Annotated in this window: 9 protein-coding genes; 4 read left to right on the top strand and 5 right to left on the bottom strand. The window is 69.9% G+C overall.

Translation table 11 applies throughout. The annotated features are described in order from the left end of the window. Nucleotides 1–79 precede the first annotated feature (79 nt). Complete coding sequence (locus ACTIGN_RS30630; RefSeq protein ID WP_439631107.1) at nt 80–4,303, top strand: tetratricopeptide repeat protein; 4,224 nt, start codon at nt 80–82, stop codon at nt 4,301–4,303. 64 nt (nt 4,304–4,367) lie between these two features. Here the strand turns inward: ACTIGN_RS30630 and ACTIGN_RS30625 are convergent, their stop codons facing one another. Beyond that, complete coding sequence (locus ACTIGN_RS30625; RefSeq protein ID WP_439631105.1) at nt 4,368–5,492, bottom strand: lactonase family protein; 1,125 nt, start codon at nt 5,490–5,492, stop codon at nt 4,368–4,370. Between the two features lie 118 nt (nt 5,493–5,610). Here ACTIGN_RS30625 and ACTIGN_RS30620 point away from each other — a divergent pair, with 118 nt between their 5' ends. After that, entirely contained in the window at nt 5,611–6,348 is a 738-nt protein-coding gene (locus ACTIGN_RS30620; protein WP_439631103.1) for a 3-keto-disaccharide hydrolase, read from the top strand. Between the two features lie 199 nt (nt 6,349–6,547). Here ACTIGN_RS30620 and ACTIGN_RS30615 read toward each other — a convergent pair whose 3' ends face one another. Both ACTIGN_RS30615 and ACTIGN_RS30610 read right to left on the bottom strand, forming a co-directional pair. Then, nucleotides 6,548–9,049 carry a S9 family peptidase gene (locus tag ACTIGN_RS30615; protein WP_439631101.1) on the bottom strand — a complete coding sequence of 834 codons (2,502 nt, stop codon included), beginning with the start codon at nt 9,047–9,049 and terminating at the stop codon, nt 6,548–6,550. Between the two features lie 176 nt (nt 9,050–9,225). Then, on the bottom strand, nt 9,226–12,282 hold the full coding sequence (locus ACTIGN_RS30610; RefSeq protein ID WP_439631099.1) for a prolyl oligopeptidase family serine peptidase: 3,057 nt from the start codon (nt 12,280–12,282) through the stop codon (nt 9,226–9,228). A gap of 173 nt (nt 12,283–12,455) precedes the next feature. On the opposite strand from ACTIGN_RS30610, the gene ACTIGN_RS30605 reads away from it, so the two are divergent. Together ACTIGN_RS30605 and ACTIGN_RS30600 are read left to right on the top strand one after the other, a co-directional pair. Beyond that, nucleotides 12,456–13,430: an AAA family ATPase gene (locus ACTIGN_RS30605; protein WP_439631097.1), complete on the top strand. Its 975-nt coding sequence runs from the start codon at nt 12,456–12,458 to the stop codon at nt 13,428–13,430. Nucleotides 13,431–13,618: 188 nt separating this feature from the next. Beyond that, on the top strand, nt 13,619–14,983 hold the full coding sequence (locus ACTIGN_RS30600; protein ID WP_439631096.1) for a prolipoprotein diacylglyceryl transferase family protein: 1,365 nt from the start codon (nt 13,619–13,621) through the stop codon (nt 14,981–14,983). Between the two features lie 131 nt (nt 14,984–15,114). On the opposite strand, the gene ACTIGN_RS30595 is transcribed toward ACTIGN_RS30600, so the two are convergent. Then, nucleotides 15,115–15,654 (bottom strand): hypothetical protein, encoded by a 540-nt coding sequence (locus ACTIGN_RS30595; RefSeq protein WP_439631094.1) that lies wholly within the window; start codon nt 15,652–15,654, stop codon nt 15,115–15,117. An 86-nt stretch (nt 15,655–15,740) separates the two neighbouring features. Beyond that, a complete protein-coding gene (locus tag ACTIGN_RS30590) occupies nt 15,741–17,537 on the bottom strand; it encodes a polyprenyl synthetase family protein (protein WP_439631092.1) in 1,797 nt (598 codons plus the stop codon). Nucleotides 17,538–17,678 lie beyond the last annotated feature (141 nt).

The raw sequence follows: 17,678 nt of genomic DNA, 5'->3' as shown, positions 1-17,678 counted from the left end.
TGTCTCGGTTTGCCGCGCCGGTTTAGCATCCCACCTTCGCTCAGGGTCTCACCCGAGACACCCCGAAGGACGCGGGACAATGCCGACCATCAACAAGCGGTTCCTCCTCAAGCTCTTCCTCGTCGTCGCGGGCCTCACCGGCACCGTCTTCGCCGTTCACGCGGTGCAGGCCGACCGGATCCCGACCGCCCTCAGGACCCAGGCCGAACGGGCCGCCGAGGCCGGCAAGACCGACGCCGCCGTTCACTACCTGCGGCAGTACCTGGAGTTCGAGCCCGACGACGTGGACGTGCAGGTCCAGCTCGTCGGCCTGCTCCAGAAGCGGAGCGGCGGGCGGCAGTCCGAACTGATCTTCCTGTACGACCGCATCCTGCGCACCGACCCCGAGCGGCACGCGATCCGCCGCGACGCGCTCGCCGCGTGCCTCAAGTACGGCCGGTACTCCGACGCCGCGACCCACGCCGAGGCGCTCCTGAAGCCGTTCCCCGGCGAGCCGGCCCTCTGGCAACAACTCGGGGCCGCACAGGCCGGGCTGAACCAAATGGCCGAGGCGCGGAAGTCCTACGAGACGGCCCTGACCCTGGAGCCCGGCGAGATCGTCGGGTACCAGCGGCTCGGGCAGCTCGTGTGGCGGAACCTGAAGGACCCGATCGGGGCCCGCGACGTCCTCACCCGCATGGTGAAGAACCTGCCGCAGAGCGCCGACGCGCACCTGATCCGCGCCCGGTTCGAGGCGTTCACCGCGGAGGAGAGCGACGCCGGGTTCCGGGGCGACCCGGCCCTGGCGGTGGCGGACCTCCAGCGGGTACTCGAACTCGACCCGGAGCACGCCGAGGCGTCGGCGCTGCTGGCGGAACTGCTCCAGCGCGACCGCAAGGTGCCCGCGGCGCTGGGCGTGCTCCGCGACGCCGTCTCGCTCCACCAGAAGGACCTGCGGCTGGTCCGCTCGCTGTCGTGGCTGGAGCTGTCGCGGGGCAACACGCCCGCGGCCATCGCGGTCCTCGAAGACGGCCTGAAGGCGTCGCCCGAGGGCTTCGACCTGCTCGTTCCGCTGGCCGACCTGCTGATCCAACAGGGCGACACCGCCCGCACCAACGACATCATCCGCCGGCTCGAATCGCACCGCGCGCCCGGCCCGAACGGCCGGGTGGCGCTGGGGCCGCCCGCGTCGCACGTGCTCCAGGTCCGCTACCTGCGCGCCCGGCTCGCGATGCGGGACGCGAAGTGGGGCGAGGCGGCGGGGCTACTCGAGGCGCTCCGGGCCGACGTCCCGCACCTGCCGGTGCTCGAAACGCAACTCAACCTCCTGCTCGCGGTGTGCGCCGAGCAACTGGCCGACCCCGCGGCCCAGGAGAAGGCTTTCAAGCGGGTGACGAACACCGACCCGAAGAACGTCCAGGCCCGCGTCGGCCTCGGCAACCTGTACCTCACGGCCGGCCAGTTCGACGACGCGGTCCGCGAACTGGAGGCCGCGGCGCAATCGCCCTACGCGGCGGGCGCGATCGTGGCCCAGTGGATCCGCACGAAGGCGGCCCGGCTCCGGGTCACGGGCGGGTCGCCCGAGGACTGGCAGAAGCTGGAACTCGCCGCCGTCGCGTCGCGGGCGCGGTTCGGGTCGGTCTCGTCCGAACCAGTGATCCTCCAGGCCGAGATCGGGGCCGCGAACGGCCGGCTCGCCGAGGCGGTGCAGCTCCTTCGGAAGGAAGCCGCGTCCCGGCCCGGCGACACGCGGCTGTGGTGGGTGCTGGCCCGGCACGCCGCGGACCTGAGCGGCACCCCGGCCGGCCTGGCGGTGATCGACGAGGCGCAGGCCGCGGCCGGCGACAACCCCGAGGTGCGGCTGGCCCGCGCCGAGTTGTACGCCCGCGAGCCCGGCCGGGTGCGGCCGTTCGCGGCCCTCGCCGAGCGGATCGAGTCGTGGCCCGAGACGGACCAGGCCCGGCTCCTCTTCGGCATGGTCGAGGTGTTCGACGAGGTCCGCGACCAGAAGGGCGTGGTCCATACGCTCCGGGGGATTGCCGCCCGCCGCCCAACGGACGTCACGGTCTGGTTGAAGCTCCACGAGCGCGCGCTGCGGACCGGGGACGCGAAGAGCGCGGCCGACGCCCGCACGGCCGTGATGACCCTCGAAGGTGAGACCGGGCCGACGCTCGCGCTGTGCGACGCCGCGGCCGCGACGCCGCTGACCGCGACCAGCGTGCTCGCCCGGCTGGCGGCCGCGTTCGGCCCGAACCCGACCCGGTCCGACGCGTGCCTCGCGGCCGCGCGGCTGCACCGGATCACCGGCGGCGACGCCGAGGCCGCCCGGCTCACGGAGCGGGCCTTCGTGCTGGAGCCGACCCGGTTCGCCGCGGCGCAGGAGTGGCTCGCGCACCTCTGCACGGCCGGACCCGACGACCGCGCTCAGAAGCTCGTGACCCGCCTCGGGACCGACCCGCGGTGGATGGGCGACACGTTCCGCCGGCTGGTCGCGAGCGTCGTTCCCAAGCTCCAGGTGCCGGTCGCGACGAAGCTCATCACCTGGGCGCGGCCGCACGCCGAGCGCGACCCGGACGGGCTCCCGTGGGTGGCCGAGGTCGCCGCGGAGTACCGGCTGTTCGACCCGGTCCCGGTGCTGGAGCAGGCCACGCAGCGCAAGGGGGCCACGGCCGACGACTGGCTCCGCCTCGCGATCGCCCGCAAGCCGGACGACCTGGACCGGGCCCGCGGCAAGGTGCCCCCGGCGTCGCTCCTGCTCGCCGCAACGGTCCTGATGCAGACGCCCGAAGGGAAGGACTACCGCCCGACGCTGACGTCGGCCGCGGAGCGGCGCATGTTCGCCCAGGCGCTCCTCACCCTGACGCTGTCGCTGAACAAGCCGGACGCGGCGACCAAGGTGCTCGAGGACTTCCTGGCCGCGAAGGACCTGCCGAAGCCCGACCTCGCGTGGGGCCAGCGGAACCTGGCGATGATCTACGCGGTCGGCGGCACCCCCGAGAACCGCCAGAAGGCGATGGAGCTGGTCAAGCGGGTCGAGGACTTCGGCACGTCGCCGGAGGAGCTGCGGGCCACCGCGAGCGTGCTCACGACCCTGTCACGGTACCTCGAGGGTGCAGACCGCGTCGCGGTCCTGACGCGCGCCGCGGTCGCCCTCAAGGACGCCTTCAAGGCGACCAACTCGCCCCGCGACCTGTACGCGCTGTCGCAGCTCTACCGGGCCGCGGGCAACCGCGCCGAGAGCCGCAAGTGCCTCCAGACGCTGCTCGACTCGGACAAGAACAACATCTACTACCTGACGTTCGCGGTCGAAGAACTGGTCGAGGACCAGAACTTCGACGCGGCCGCACAGTTCGCGAAGGTGCTGCTCCAGAACCACCCGGGCGAGTTCGCGGCGGTCGCGGCCGTGGCCCGGTTCGAGTGCCGGGCGGGCCGCCCGGAGCGGGCGCTGTCCGTGGCCGAGGGGTACGCCCGGTCGAGCGACACGGCCGCCGGCAGCCACCTGTCGCGGGCCGGCCGCCTCGCCGAGTTGCTCGACGAGCTTGCCCGCACGCCGAACGTCCGCGGCACCCCGGCGGGCCGGGCCATGACCGACGCGGCCGCCGAGCGGTACGCGGCCCTCATCCCCACGCGGGCCGAGGCCATCGTCGGCCTGGTCGGGGTGCTCGCGGCCGACGGCCGCGGGACCGAGGCGTTCGGGCGGATCGAGCAGTTCTCGCGGACCCTGCCGGCCCGGGTGCGGGCGATGGCCGGGCTCGCGATCGTGCGGGCCGGGGCGGCGTCCGACCGGCAGGCCACGACCGTTCTCGGGTGGCTGGAAGCGTGCCTCGCGGAGGACCCGACTTCCACGGGCCTGCGGATGAACCGGGCCGAGTTCATGGCCCTCCGCAACGACCCCGCCGGGGCCGCGGCCGAGTACGAGAAGGTGGTCGCCGCCGACCCGCGGAACGTCGTCGCGCTGAACAACCTCGCGTGGCTCCAGGCGGCCGACCCGAAGACCGCCGAGCGCGCGCTCGAACTGGTGAACCTCGCGACCCGCGAGATCGGCATGACGGGCGACCTGCTCGACACCCGCGCCCGGGTGCGGATCACGCTCAAGCAGTTCGCGGAAGCCGAGCGCGACCTGAACGACGCGATCCGCATGGAGCCGACGGCGCTGCGGTGGTTCCACCTGGCCGTGTCGCGGCTCGGGCAGACCCCGCCGAGGACCGAGGACGCGGACAAGGCGTTCCGCGAGGCGAAGCGCCGCGGCATCGAGGTGCGGGGCATCCACCCGGCCGACCGGCCGACGTTCGAGGCGCTCACCGCCCGGTCGAAGACCGGGTGAGGCGTCGGCCAACAACACGAACGGCCGCCCTTTCGGGCGGCCGTTCGGCGTTACGGGACACGTGTCACTTCGCGAGGGGCACGAACTTCACGCACACGCACTTGCTCACCGGCACCGTGGTTCCGGTCTCCTTCGCGAGCCCGGTCACGGCGTCGATCTCCCACACGCCGACCTTGCCGCCGTCCTGGCTGGCGATCAGCATCCACTTGCCGCTCGGGTCGATGTTGAAGTTCCGGGGGATCTTGATGTCGCCGGTGACGTGGCCCGCCACCGTCAACTTGCGGTCCTCGCCGACCTTGAACGCCGCGATCGTGTTGGCCCCGCGGTTCGAGACGTACACGAACTTGCCGTCGGGCGACAGGACGCACTCGGCCGTCGAGTTCCCCTTCACCGGCTCCTTCAGGGTCGAGAGCGACTGCACGACCTTGCCGCCCTTCTCGCCGAACTCGATCACGTTCACGGTCGAGTCGAGTTCCCCGCACACGTAGGCGAACTTGCCGTCGGGCGCGATGGCGATGTGCCGCGGGCCGGCCCCGGGGGGCGTGGTCACGTCCTGGTCCTTGGCCTCGGTGACCGTATTCTTCGCGGCGTCGAGGGTGAACACCTTGACCCTGTCGATGCCGAGGTCCACGCTCACCGCGGCGGCCCCGTTCGGGGTGAAGAACCCGCAGTGCGAGTGCGGCTCCTTCTGCCGGCCGGGGTTCGCGCCGCTCCCCTCGTGCTGGAAGAACGCGATCCGCTCGACCAGTTTGCCGTCGTCGCCGAGCTTGTAGAACGCCGTGCTCCCGCCACCGTAGTTGGCGACGATCGCGTGCGTCCCCTTGGGGTGGATCGAGACGTGGCACGGGCCGCTGCCGCCGCTCAGGAGCTCGTTGAGCTTGGTGAGCGCGCCGGTCTTGGCGTCGACCGAGTACGCGACGACTGGGCCGCCGTCCTTGCCCCCGCCCTCGCCGACCGCATAAAGGAACTTGTTGCTCGGGTGGACCGCGAGGAACGACGGGCTGCCCATCTCGGCGGCCAGTTCGGGCTCGCTCAGCTTGCCGGTCTTGGCGTCGAACTTTGCCCGGTAGATGCCCTTGCTGCCGGCCTTGTCGGTGTAGGTGCCGAAGAACACCCAGGAGTCGTCGGCTGCGGCGGTGCCGGCGAACGCCAGTGCCACGGCGACGGCCGCGGCGCGAGTCAGAGTCATGGAAAAACCTCGGGTTGTGGGGAAAAACCGATTCCCCCGGTCGGGGTGCGGGTTGATGATAGTGCCACCCGCCCGCCCCGCATAACGAAAACACGCCCCCGCATTGAAGGAAGCCGCCATGCGTTTGTTACTCTCCCTGCCCCTGTTCACCGTACTCGCCGCACTCGCACCGGCCGCCCCGGCCGGGCCCGTGCCCGAGGGGTGGACCGACCTGATGAAGCCCGACGTGTGGAAGAAGGTCGACCCGAAGTGGATCGTGACCGACGAGGTGAAGCTCAACGCCGAGAAGGCGAACAAGCTCGCCGCGACCGCGAAGGACGGCGGCACGGTCTGGGTCAACGGCGACGGCCGGCTCCCGAACCTGTACACGAAGCAGGACTACGGCGACTGCGAGGTCTATATGGAGTTCGTGATCGCGAAGGGGTCGAACGCCGGGCTCAAGCTGCACGGGGTGTACGAGGTCCAGATCCTCGACAGCTTCGACACCAAGAAGAAGCTGACCGGCGACAGCATGGGCGGCATCTACCCGCGGGCCGACGACTCGAAGGGGTACAAGCACATCGACGAGGGCATCGCCCCGAAGGTGAACGCCGCCAAGCCGCCGGGCGAGTGGCAGACGCTCGACGTGGTGTGGAGGTCGCCGCGGTTCGACGCCAAGGGCGAGAAGACCGCGAACGCCGTCGTGGTGAAGGCGACGCTCAACGGCGAGGTGATCCACGAGAACCAGGAACTCAAGACGCCGACCGGGGCAAACTGGAACAAGAAGGAGACGGCGACCGGGCCGCTCATGCTCCAGGCCGACCACGGCCCGTTCGCGTTCCGCAACGTGCGGATCAAGCCGGCTCAGAAGAACTAACCACAGAGGCACAGAGCGAACAAGACGAGGACGGGTTGTTGAAGAATGTTCCTGGTTGAAGTCATCGGCGGTTGGCGGGCCGCCACGGAGGGCGGTCCCTACCGAGCCTTTTGTCTTGGGTTTGTAGGGGCCGCCCTCCGTGGCGGCCCGAGTGAGGCGAACGACTCAACAGTGCAAACTCTGCATTGTGCCTTTGTGGTTAGTTCCCCGCCTTCACGCCCATCGTGCGGCGGATGAACTCCAACTGCAACTTGAGGTAGTGCGAGCCGCCGATGCCGTGGCGGGCCTGCGGGTAGAACATCATCTCGAAGTCCCTCCCGGCCCGTTGGAGCGCGTCGGCGAGTTGCACGCTGTTCTGCACGTGGACGTTGTCGTCCATCATCCCGTGGACGACCAGCAACTTGCCGTGCACGTCCTTCGCGGCGGCGACGCAACTCGACTTCGCGTACCCCGAGGCGTTCTCCTTCGGCGTCAGCATGTACCGCTCGGTGTAGATCGTGTCGTACAGCTTCCAGTCGGTCACCGCCCCGGACGCGATCCCGGCCGAGAAGGTCTTGGAGTGCGTCAGCGCGTAGGCGGCCATGAACCCGCCGTAGCTGTGGCCGCTGATGCCGACGCGGGCGGCGTCCACGCCCGGCTTCGCCGCGAGCCACGCGACGGTTTCCTCCAGGTCTTTGAGTTCCTGCACGCCGAGTTGCTTGTAGCACGCCCACGCCGACTGCATCCCCTTCCCGCTCGCGCTCCGCGGGTCGACGCGCAGGACGATCACGCCGTTGGTCGCGAGCGTGTTGTCGAGGACGCGGCCGCCGCCCCACTCGTCGCGGATCGTCGGCATGTGCGGGCCGGCGTAGGTGAACACCCACACGGGGTGCTTCTTCGCCGGGTCGAAGTCCGGCGGGTAGGTGACCGTGGCTTCCAACTCGAACCCGTCCTTCATTGGCACCTTCACGCGCTCGAATCGGCCGAACTTGTACTTCTCGCGCTCGCGCACGGGGTTCGTGTCGAGCGTTCGCACCTCGCCCTTGCCCGCCTCCACCAGCCGCGCCCGCAGCGGCGTCACCGGGTCCGTGTGCCGATCGACGAACAGCGCGCCGCTCGGCGCGAGACTCACGCGGTGCGACTGGCCCTTCTCGGTGAGCAGTTCGGTCTTCTCGCCGAGTTTCACGCGGCACAGGTCGGTGCCGTTGTTGTTCGTGTACGTCGCGGTGAAGTACGCCGTCTTCTCGGCCCCGTCGACGCGCAGCAGGTCCTTTACGTCCCACGCGCCGCTGGTGACCGGTCCCAGCAACGTCCCGTCGGCCGCGTAGTGGTACAGGTGCCGCCACCCGCTCCGGTCGCTCGCGAACAGAAACGTGCCGTCGGCGAGGAAGTGCGGCGGGCCGGCGTCCTCGACCCACGCCTTCGTCGTCTCGCGGAACAGCACCTTCGGCTTCGCGGCGGGCGTGGCCCAGACGGTGAAGTCGAGGAACGTCTGCGTGCGGTTCGTGACGTGGGCGAACACGCCCTTCGCGTCCGGCAGCCAGCCGACGCGGGTGACGAGCGTGTCTTCGGGCGTGTTGGCCCCGAGGTCGAGGAACACCGGCTTGCCGCCTTCGGCCGGCACCACGCCGATCTTCACCGTCGGGTTCGGGTCGCCGACCTTCGGGTACGGGTAGCTCTCCAGTTGCCCGCGGGTGCTGTTGAGGTTCACGATGTTGAACTTCTTGACCGGCGAGTCGTCGAACCGCAGGAACGCGAGGTGCTTGCCGTCGGGGCTCCACCAAAACGCCTTGCCGTCACGGTTGAATATTTCCTCCTCGTACACCCAGTCGGCGACGCCGTTCAGAATCTCGCCGCCGCCGTCGTGCGTGAGTTGCTTCTCCTCGGGCTTTTTCACATCGACCGCGAACAGGTTGCCGCCGCGGACGAACGCGACGCGGGTGCCGTCGGGCGAGAACGTGACGTGTTCGGCCCCGCCGTCGGACTTCGTGAGCCGCACGGCCGGGGTGCCGTCGAAGTACCCGAGCGCGAGGTCCGGGCCGACGTTGAACAGGAACGCGGTGCGGTCGGGCGAGAAGCGGAACCCGGTGCGCTTCGCGATCCCGTCGGCCGTGCTCGCGTCGACGCCCTTCAAGGCCCTCACCGACTTCGCGATCACCTCCGGGTCCGCGAACGGCCCGGCCTTGCCCGTGCGGGCCTCGACCGCCCACAACTTCCCGTCCTTCACCTGAAGGAAGTGTTCGGCGTCGAGCCACTCGCCGACGCTCACCGGCGCGCCCTGCAAGCCGAACGAGAACCCGCCGCCGTGGCCGATGAGCAGCGCCTCGGTGATCGGCTGCTTCGCGACGCGGCCGTCGGTCACCCCCGGTGCGGTCCCGAGCCACATCGGGTACGGCTTCGGGAGCCGCCGCGAGACGCCCTCGACCGCACGCGCTTCGAGCACGCACGCGGCGACCCACCCGTGGGACTGGTCCGTCCTCACCACAAGCGCCCCCGCGGGCACCCGGACCAGTTCCGGGTGCCACACGCGACCCGGCCGGAGCGCCTCGACCGGCAGCACGATGTCCTCGCGCAGTTCGCTCACCGCGACGCCGGACCGCTGGAGCGCCTCGGAGACATCGGTGGCGGTCGGCGGCAACAGGTAGGCGAATGCCGGTTCGGCGCGCACCTGAGCGGGCCACGAGACGAGTGTGACGGCGACGAGCGCAACGAAACGGGACACGGCGAACTCCGTGCGTGGGGTGCGGCTGGAGAGGCAGAGATTCTATCGCGGCGCGGGTGGCTCCTCGCCGGAATCGATCCGTGGCTGGCGGGCCGGCACGGAGGGCGGCCCCTACGAACCGAAGCCGAAGGCTCTGGTCGGGGCCGCCCTCCGTGCCGGCCCGCGCTTCGGCGCGGTCACTTCCCGCCGCCGAGCAGCTTCTTGATCTCGTCCTTGTCCCTCTCGCGGTCCAGGTGCGGAACGCCCTTCGCCATCCACGCGGGCTCGAGCTTGCCCTTCAGGTGGTGCTCGAAGAACTGGAACATCCGGGCGGCGAAGTCGCGGGCCGCGGCGCGCTTCACGAGGTTGTGCGGCTCGCCGTTGTAGTTCAGCAGGTAGCACTCCTTCCCGAGACGCCGCAGCGCGAGGTAGTATTCGATCCCCTGGTACCACGGGACCGCGTCGTCCTGGTCGTTGTGGATCATGAGCAGCGGCGTCTTGACGCGGTCGGCCATGAACACCGGGCTGTTCTCGATGAACCGCATCGGGGCCTCCCACAGGGTCGCGCCGATGCGGCTCTGCGTGTGCTCGTACTGGTGCTGCCGGGTCAGGCCCGAGCCCCAGCGGATGCCGTCGTAGGCGCTCACCATGTTCGACACCGGCGCACCGGCGCACGCGGCCCGGAACCGGTCGGTCTGCGTCACCATGTATGCGATCTGGTAGCCGCCCCACGACTGGCCGTCGATGCCGATGGCCCTCTCGTCGACGAACCCCTTGTCCGCGACGGCCTGCACCGCCGGCAGGACGCACTTGAGCGCGCTCTGGCCGGGCGCGCCGACCTTGTACGCGATGTCGGGCATCAGCACGAGGTAGCCGTTGCTCGCGTAGAACGTCGGGTTGATGACTTGCCCGCGGGCCGCGACCGGCGACCGGAACTGGTGCAGCGAGTCCGAGAGCCGGTCGTAGATGTACACGACCATCGGGTACTTCTTCGTCGGGTCGAAGTTCTCCGGCTTGATGAGGACGCCGGTGAGCTTCGCGCCGTCGGTGCTCGTGTACCGCACGAGTTCGGCCGTGCCCCAGTTGAAGTCCTTCACCTTCGGGTTCACGTCGGTCACCCGCTTCATCTCGGCGAACCCCGGCGTGGTGGCGTAGTAATCGGGGTACGCGGTGAACGTCTGCGCCGTGAGGAGGAGCGTGTCCCCGTGCTTCGCCCGGACCGGCACGCCGAACTGTCGCGCGCCCATCACCAGCAACTTCGGCGCGGCCCCAGGTTCGAGGCGGTAGAACCCGGTGTCGCGGGTGTCGCGGTTCTCGGCTCGCAACAGCACGGGCTTCGACAGATCGACGCCCCGCGGCTCCTCGGTCGCGTCCTGCACCTTCACCTGGACGACGCTGAAGCGAAGGTGCTGCCCGCGGCCGATCTGCGTGAGGTTCTCGGCCGCGGACCCGTCGGCGGCGAGCTTCCACAGGTCGTAGCCGTCGCTCACGAGGAGGAACTTGCCGTCGCTCGTCCACTGCGCCGGCCCGGCCGGCGGCGGTGCGCCGGGGTGGTCGTCGTCCACGTCGGTGAAGCTCGCCTTCAGCTTCCCCGTGAGGTTCACGCGCTTGCCGTCGGCGACCGCCACGGCGATCCAGTCGTTGCCGTCGAACGCGGCGGCGTGCGTGCCGGCCGGCGACAGGCTCGGTGCCGGCGTGCCGTACCCACCGAACGCCTTCAGCAGCGGCTTGCTCTCGCCGGTCTTCACGTTCACCGCGGTGTAGTCGGCCAGTGGCAGCCCGTAGCCCGTGAGCTTGCGGTAGGCGCGGTTGTCCGAGCCGAGCGCCCAGTCGCCGTCGCGTTGCGGGCGGCCGACGGTGACGTCCTCGTCCGAGAGCTGTCGGAACACCTTCCCCTCGAGGTTCACGACCGCGAGGTACGTCCGCGCCTGGTCCGCGGCCGCCTGGAGCTTCTGCATCGGCTGGAGCCGCTCGTCCCTCCAGTGCCAGAGGTCGAGCTGGAAGTCGTCGGGCTTCGGCGGGCCGGCGGGCGGGAGCGGGTCGCGCTTCGGGGCGGTCTGCACGAACAGCTTGCTCGCGTCGGTCGAGAACGCCAGCGTGCCGCCCGCGAGCGACCAGCCGGCCCGCAGCCCCGGCGCGTCCGGCCCGAGGACCTCCTCGGCGGGAACGATGGTCGCGGGGTGCGCCGCGAGGACCGCCGGCACGAGGGCCGCGAACCCGCCGGCCGCACCGAGAGGCAGGTCGCGGGCCGCGGACCTGGCCGGCTTCGCGGTTCGGTCCCACACGAACGCACGGTAGCGCGCCTTCGGGAGCAGCGGCGGGCCGACGGTGCCGGCGTTCGGCCCGATCGGCCGCGGCGGGGGCGCGAGCCGCGGGTTCGCGACGCCGCTGTCGTCGAACAGGAACGCGAGCCTCGTCTGCTTCTCGTCCCAGGTCAGCCCCGAGTACCGGCCGGGTGCGAGCTTGATCGGTTCGGCCCCGTATTTCGCCACCGGATCGAGAACGAACACACCGTTCCCTTCGTCCTTCTTGGAATTGACCGCGTAGACGAGCGCCTTCCCGTCGCGGGTCAGGCTGAACTCGGACACATCGGGAACCGTGCGCTCGGTCTTCGTTGCGAGGTCGCGGATGTGGAGGTCGCTCCCGAACGTCGGCGTTGTTGAAGTGGGCGGAGCGGGTAGCTTCCCCTTCGGCGTCGGCGGCAGCGGGTTCGGCAGCGAGGTCTTTCCATCGTCCTTGCTCGAATCGGGCTTCGCGGGCTTACGGTACACCACGAACCCGGCCCCTTCCCCGCCGACCGCAAACGCTCCGGCCTGCGGGAACCGGTCGGTGACGGTCCCGGTCGCGAGGTCAACGACCGCGAGCGCCGGCTGCGGCAGGTCTTCGGGCTTCACCTTCGAAGCCTTGGCCTTCTCGGTTGCGGCCTTCGTGGGTGTGAGCGGGAGCAGCGCGTGTTTGCCGTCGGAGGTGAACTTCGGATCGACCGCCGCGCCGCCGGGGCCGCGCGGGAACCGGTACTCCTTCCCGCCGGGAATGTGCCTCACGATCGACTCACCGTCGCCCTCGACGGGCCACACCGCGTAGGCGATGTGCGTTCCGTCGGGCGACATCACCGGCACCGACGAAGTGCGAAACGCGGCCTCGTCGGCGAAGGTGAGAACCTTCTTGGCGGGCGCGTCGGCGGCCGGGGAGGCGAGACTTGTCAGCAGCAGGTTCAGCAGCGATCCGGCGATGACGCGGGCAGCGCGTGTCACGGTGAGGCCTCGGTGTGGGGGCGGCGGTCGTTCCGTTAAGGTTTACCCGGCCGCCCCCGGTGTCTGCCACCGATTTCCCCGCCGTGTTACGCGGCCCCGCGGACACAGACCCGCGGCGGCCGGGTCCGTATCATGTGGGTGTCCCGAAACGTCCCGCGCGAGCCAGAGCACCCATGACCGATCGGGCGATCGTCGAGAAGCTGCGGCCGAAGCTCGACCCGTTCTACGCGGCCGTCGAGAGCGTACTCATCGGCCAGCGGCACCTCATCGACGGCCTGCTGATCGGCCTCCTCACCGACGGGCACGTCCTGCTCGAAGGCGTCCCGGGGCTCGCGAAGACGCTCGCCGTGCGGACCGTGGCGCGCGCCCTCGAACTCAAGTTCCAGCGCGTGCAGTTCACCCCGGACCTGCTGCCCGCGGACGTCATCGGCACGCAGATCTACAACCCGCGGTCCGGCGAGTTCACGGTCAAGCAGGGGCCGGTGTTCGCGAACGTGGTCCTGGCCGACGAGATCAACCGCGCCCCGGCGAAGGTACAGTCGGCGCTCCTCGAAGCGATGGCCGAGCGGCAGGTGACCATCGGCGAGAACACGCTGAAGCTCCCGCGGCCGTTCTTCGTGCTGGCGACGCAGAACCCGGTCGAGCAGGAGGGCACCTACCCGCTCCCGGAAGCGCAGGTGGACCGCTTCATGCTGAAGCTCGTCATCGATTACCCGTCGCGGGCCGACGAACTGGCCGTGCTCGACCGCATGGGCGGGCTCACGGCCTCGACCGACATCGCGCCGGTGCTGACCCCCGCCGACCTGGAGGAGTTGCGTTCCGCGACCGACGCGGTATACGTCGACCCGAAGGTGAAGGGGTACGTCGTGGACGTGGTCCGCGCGACCCGCACGCCGGCCGAGTACGGGCTCGACATGGGCGGGCTGATCCAGCTCGGCGCGAGCACCCGGGCGGTGATCGCGCTCCACCGGGCCGCGAAGGCCCACGCGTTCCTCGCCGGTCGGGCGTACGCGACGCCCGAGGACGTGAAGGCGACCGCCACCGACGTCCTGCGGCACCGGCTCGTGATCTCATTCGAGGCCGAAGCCGAAGACCTCCGCCCCGAGCAGGTGGTCCGCCAGGTGCTCGACAAGCTCCCCGTACCGTGACGACGGAATGACAAATGTAACACGCACTCTGGGGATGCGCACGAGGCGGCTGGCGGGCCGCCACGGAGGGCGGCCCCTACGAACCAACCGCCTTCCTTCTGGTAGGGGCCGCCCTCCGTGGCGGCCCGCGTGAGGCGTCGGACCTCAACACAGCGTCTTTACGACTTCCCCTTTACATCGCTCTTCCCATGCGACAAATCCTCTTCACGATCCCCGTGCTCAAAGAGCAGTTCCCGCCGGACGGCATCCCGCTGTACGGGTTCGGTGCGATGCTGTTCGTCACGTTCATCATGGTGACGTGGTGGGGGACCGCCCGCGCCAAGAAGATCGGCCTGGAGGGGTCGCGGTTCCAGGACTTCACGATCTGGGTGTTCATCTCCGGGATCGTCGGCGCGCGCATCCTGTACATGACCCAGTACGCGAACCAGTTCCCGGACCAGTCGCTGCTCGGGCTCGCCGGTGCGTTCTTCAAGATCTGGGAGGGCGGGATCGTTTTCTACGGCTCCGCACTCGGCGGGGTCGTGGGGTACGGGCTCTTCTACTGGTTCGTGATGCGGCGGCTGAACGTGTCCGGGTGGCAGCTCGCCGACGCGGTCGCCCCCCTCTTGGCGATGGGCCTCGCGATCGGCCGCATCGGGTGCTACTTGAACGGGTGCTGCTGGGGCCAGGCGGCGAACGTCGAGGCGTGCCCGGTGCCGCTCGGCCCGGCGCACTTCCCGCTGCTCCCGGCACACGCCCGCGGCCAGCTCGTGGCCGAGAGGTTCCTCCAGACCTCGACCGGGTTCGCGACCAAGCCCCGCGAGCGCGGGATGCTGTTCGAGGACCCGCGGGCGGTGGTCACGGTCGTTGAGGTCGGCTCCCCCGCCGAGAAGGCCGGCCTCCAGGCCGGCGACCGAATCGTGACGGTGAACGGCAAGCCGAACGCGGTTATCGTCGAGTTCGCGGGTCCGGAGGAGAAGGTGAAGCCGGTCGCGGACGCTCTTGATGCCGCCGGTGCGGCCGTGACGCGCGAGCCGGGCGGCCGCGTTCGGGCCGCGTTCGACACCCTACCTGCGTACCTCAAGGGGCGGATGGAGGCCGAGAAGATCCCCGGCGACGTACCCCTCATGACCACCGACCGGCTCGACGAACTGGCCCGCGACTGGCCCCGCGGCAAGGCGCACCTCACTCTCGGCGTCGAGCGCGGCGGGCAGGTGATCGACCTCCCGGCGTTCGCGCCCGAAACCGTCGGCCTGTACCCCACGCAGCTCTACGAGACGGTCAGCATGGTCCTGCTGATCCTGGTGCTGCTCGCGTACTACCCGTACCGCCGGCACGACGGGCAGTTGATGGTGGTGGTGATGATCGGGTACGCGATCCACCGGTTCATCAACGAGTCGCTGCGGATCGAGCCGTCGTACAACGGCGGGCTGACACTGTCGCAGTGGGGGAGCGTCATCGTGCTCGGCTCGGCGCTCGCCATCGAGGCGTACCTGTGGCGGGTCATGCCGTCGCGCTGGTCCGCGACCGCTCCGCAACCCGCTCCCGCCCCGGCCGGAGAGAAACCGGCGTGAGCGGGTCGAACTCGAGCGGCGAGCGAAGGATCACGCGCACCTTCGCTCGCCGCTCGGGCTCGGACCCATAGGATCCCTCGTCGCACCACTCCGCGGTGGGACGAGGCGTTTCCTGGAAGTGATGCGACAGTTCAGGACGGGATCGGGGTGAGGACCTCGAGCACTTCGACAGCGGGGCGGTCGCCCGTGTAGATGACGCCGAGGCGGCCGTACGTGAGCGCGCCGGGTTCGACGCCGAACCAGCCGGCCATTTCTTCGCTCAGGGTCACGCGAAGGAACCCGACCGGCTCGATCCGCCGCAGCATGTCGTGCTGGATGAGGACGCGGCCGAGTGGAGTCTTCCCCTCGACAATCGCCTCGCGAACCGCCGACGGGCAGACGCCGAGGTTGATGCGCACCAACCCGAACTGAACCACGGCACCCGTGTCCCGGGTCGTGAGCAGGATCTTGCGGGCGTACTCGTTGCCGGTCCGGCGCGCGTCGAGCACCCGCACGTCCACCGGGGAGCGGTAGAACTCCTCGACCGTGACGGTCATGTGGTGCGTGTGGACGAGGAGCTTGTGGTAGGGTTGCGGCACGTCCCCGGCGGGGACCTCGACCGCGTCGGGCCGGTCGGGCGAGTCTGGGAACGAGTGGTAGAGGTGATCGACCGTGGGGGCGGTGGTCAGCATCTCGCGACCCCTGGGGGCAGGAACCCGGGTGAGAGGTATGCGAGGGATACCGCGGCCGCGGACCGGCATTACAGCCCCGGCCCGCGTCACCGCCCGAGTTGCACGAACTGCGTGACGCCCTGCCGGGGGAGTTCGCCCTTCTCCAGAACGGTGTCCACGAGGTAGTAGAGGAACTCGCGGAACTCGGTCGGCTCGACCTCGTCGGCGAGGCTCTCGGCCTTCGCGCGGAACTTGTCCACGAGCTTGTCGGCCCTCTCGAACACCTTGGCGGCGAAGTACAGGTGCCGCACGCGGGCGACGAGTTCTTCGGCTCCGGTGCCGTCGGTGCGGGCGGTGCCGATGAGGTGCAGCAGTTCCTCGCGCTGCGCCGGCGACGAGCCTTCGAGCGCGAGTGCGAGCAGCAGTGTCGGGCGGGCGGCGCACACGTCCTGCCCGGAGACCAGTTTGTTGTCGGAGTCGCCGGTCCAGTCCTTGATGTCGTTGAGGATCTGGAATGCGACGCCGACGTTGCGGCTGAAGTCGGCGATCATCTTCTCGTACTTGTCGACCGGCCCCGCGAGCCGCACGCCGGTGTACAGCGCCGCCTCGAACGCCGGGCTCGTCTTGAGCGCGTAGATCTTCAGCGCGTCGAGCGTCGTGAGCGCCTTGTTCTTCGCGTCGCGCCACAGCAGTTCCGCACCCTGCCCCTCCGAGAGTTTCATGTGGGCGTCGGCGAGTTTGTCGAGCACGTCGGCCGCGACCTCGGCCCCGAGTTCCTTGCGGTCACGGGACACGAGCCGGTAGCCGAGGCCGATGAGGTAGTCGCCGACGTTGATCGCGGTGCCGACGCCGTGGACGCGGTGCAGCGTCTCCGCGCCGTACCGGAACGAGTCGTCGTCCTCGATGTCGTCGTGAACGAGGCTCGCCTTGTGGAACGTCTCGATGGCCAGCGCCGCCCGCTTCACCGGGTCGGTCAATTCCCAGCCCGAGTCGGAGAGCGTGGCCGGCGCGCCGCGGAGGGCGTCGTAGGCGGCGAGGGTGATGAACGGCCGCGACCGCTTGCCCCCGCGGGCGAGGAAGTCGTAAGCGATCGACTCGTGCGTGCGGAGCGGGTCGGCCTCGGGTGACGCGGCCCGGGCGCGAGGGACCAACCTTGTCAACTCGGGCTCCTCGAACATCGCGTTCGCGGCCCGCATCAGGTGCACGTACGTCTTCGTCTTCTGCCCGGCGGGCGGGGTGTGCAGGTCGATCGACTCAAACACCCAGTCGTTGTCCACCGACGTGTTCTTGCAGTTGCTCGACAGCAGCGGGGTGGCGACGCACGGGATGCCGGCGAGCAGCACCTTGTCGAACGCCTTCTCCAGCACGTTAAGGCACGCGACGCCGACGATGGCGTCGATGTGGCCCGACACGATGATCTTCAGGACGATCGGGGTGCCCTCGCTCACGAGCACCTTGTACCCGAGCTGCTCGGCCTTCGTGCGGAAGTCGCCGACCTCGCACGCCCCGCACTTCTTGCAGTCGAGGCCGAGTTCGTCGTACTCGGCCGGGCACCCCTCGGCGTTCTTGAGGCAGTGCGGGAGGAGCATGAGCCGGCGGTGGAACGGGACCGCGGCGACCTGCTCGCGCCAGAACTCGTTCGTGAGCATCACCATCGTGAAGCCGAGGTACGTCCCGCCCAGGCCGAGCGACGACAGGATGCCCTCGGCCATCTCCTTCGTCGAGTCCTTGTTGAGCGGCTTCGACTTGTCGACGGTCTTGCAGAACGCCGCGACGGCGGCGCGCACCTTGTCCCGCAGCTCGCGAGTCTCGGGCACCGCCTTGAACGCGGCGGTGCTGAGCTTCGGCGGCTTGCTGGGCGCGGCCTCGGTCGCGACTTCGAGTTCGGCTTCGGCGACGGTCACGGCGAGTCCCTGGCAGCGGGGAATGGGCAGGGCAAGGATACGAGCCGGCGCACGTGCCGGCAGGGTGGCGGGGTCCGTACCAGTGTGCCAGAACCCGCGGCGGATTCAAATGAAAACGGCGCTTGCGGGGCGGTCGCCCCC

It is taken from the genome of Gemmata sp., from assembly GCF_051859125.1.
In the GTDB taxonomy this organism is placed as follows: domain Bacteria; phylum Planctomycetota; class Planctomycetia; order Gemmatales; family Gemmataceae; genus Gemmata.
The sequence above is the reverse complement of the archived record's forward strand: the minus strand, read 5'-3'. Positions and strand labels throughout refer to the sequence as shown.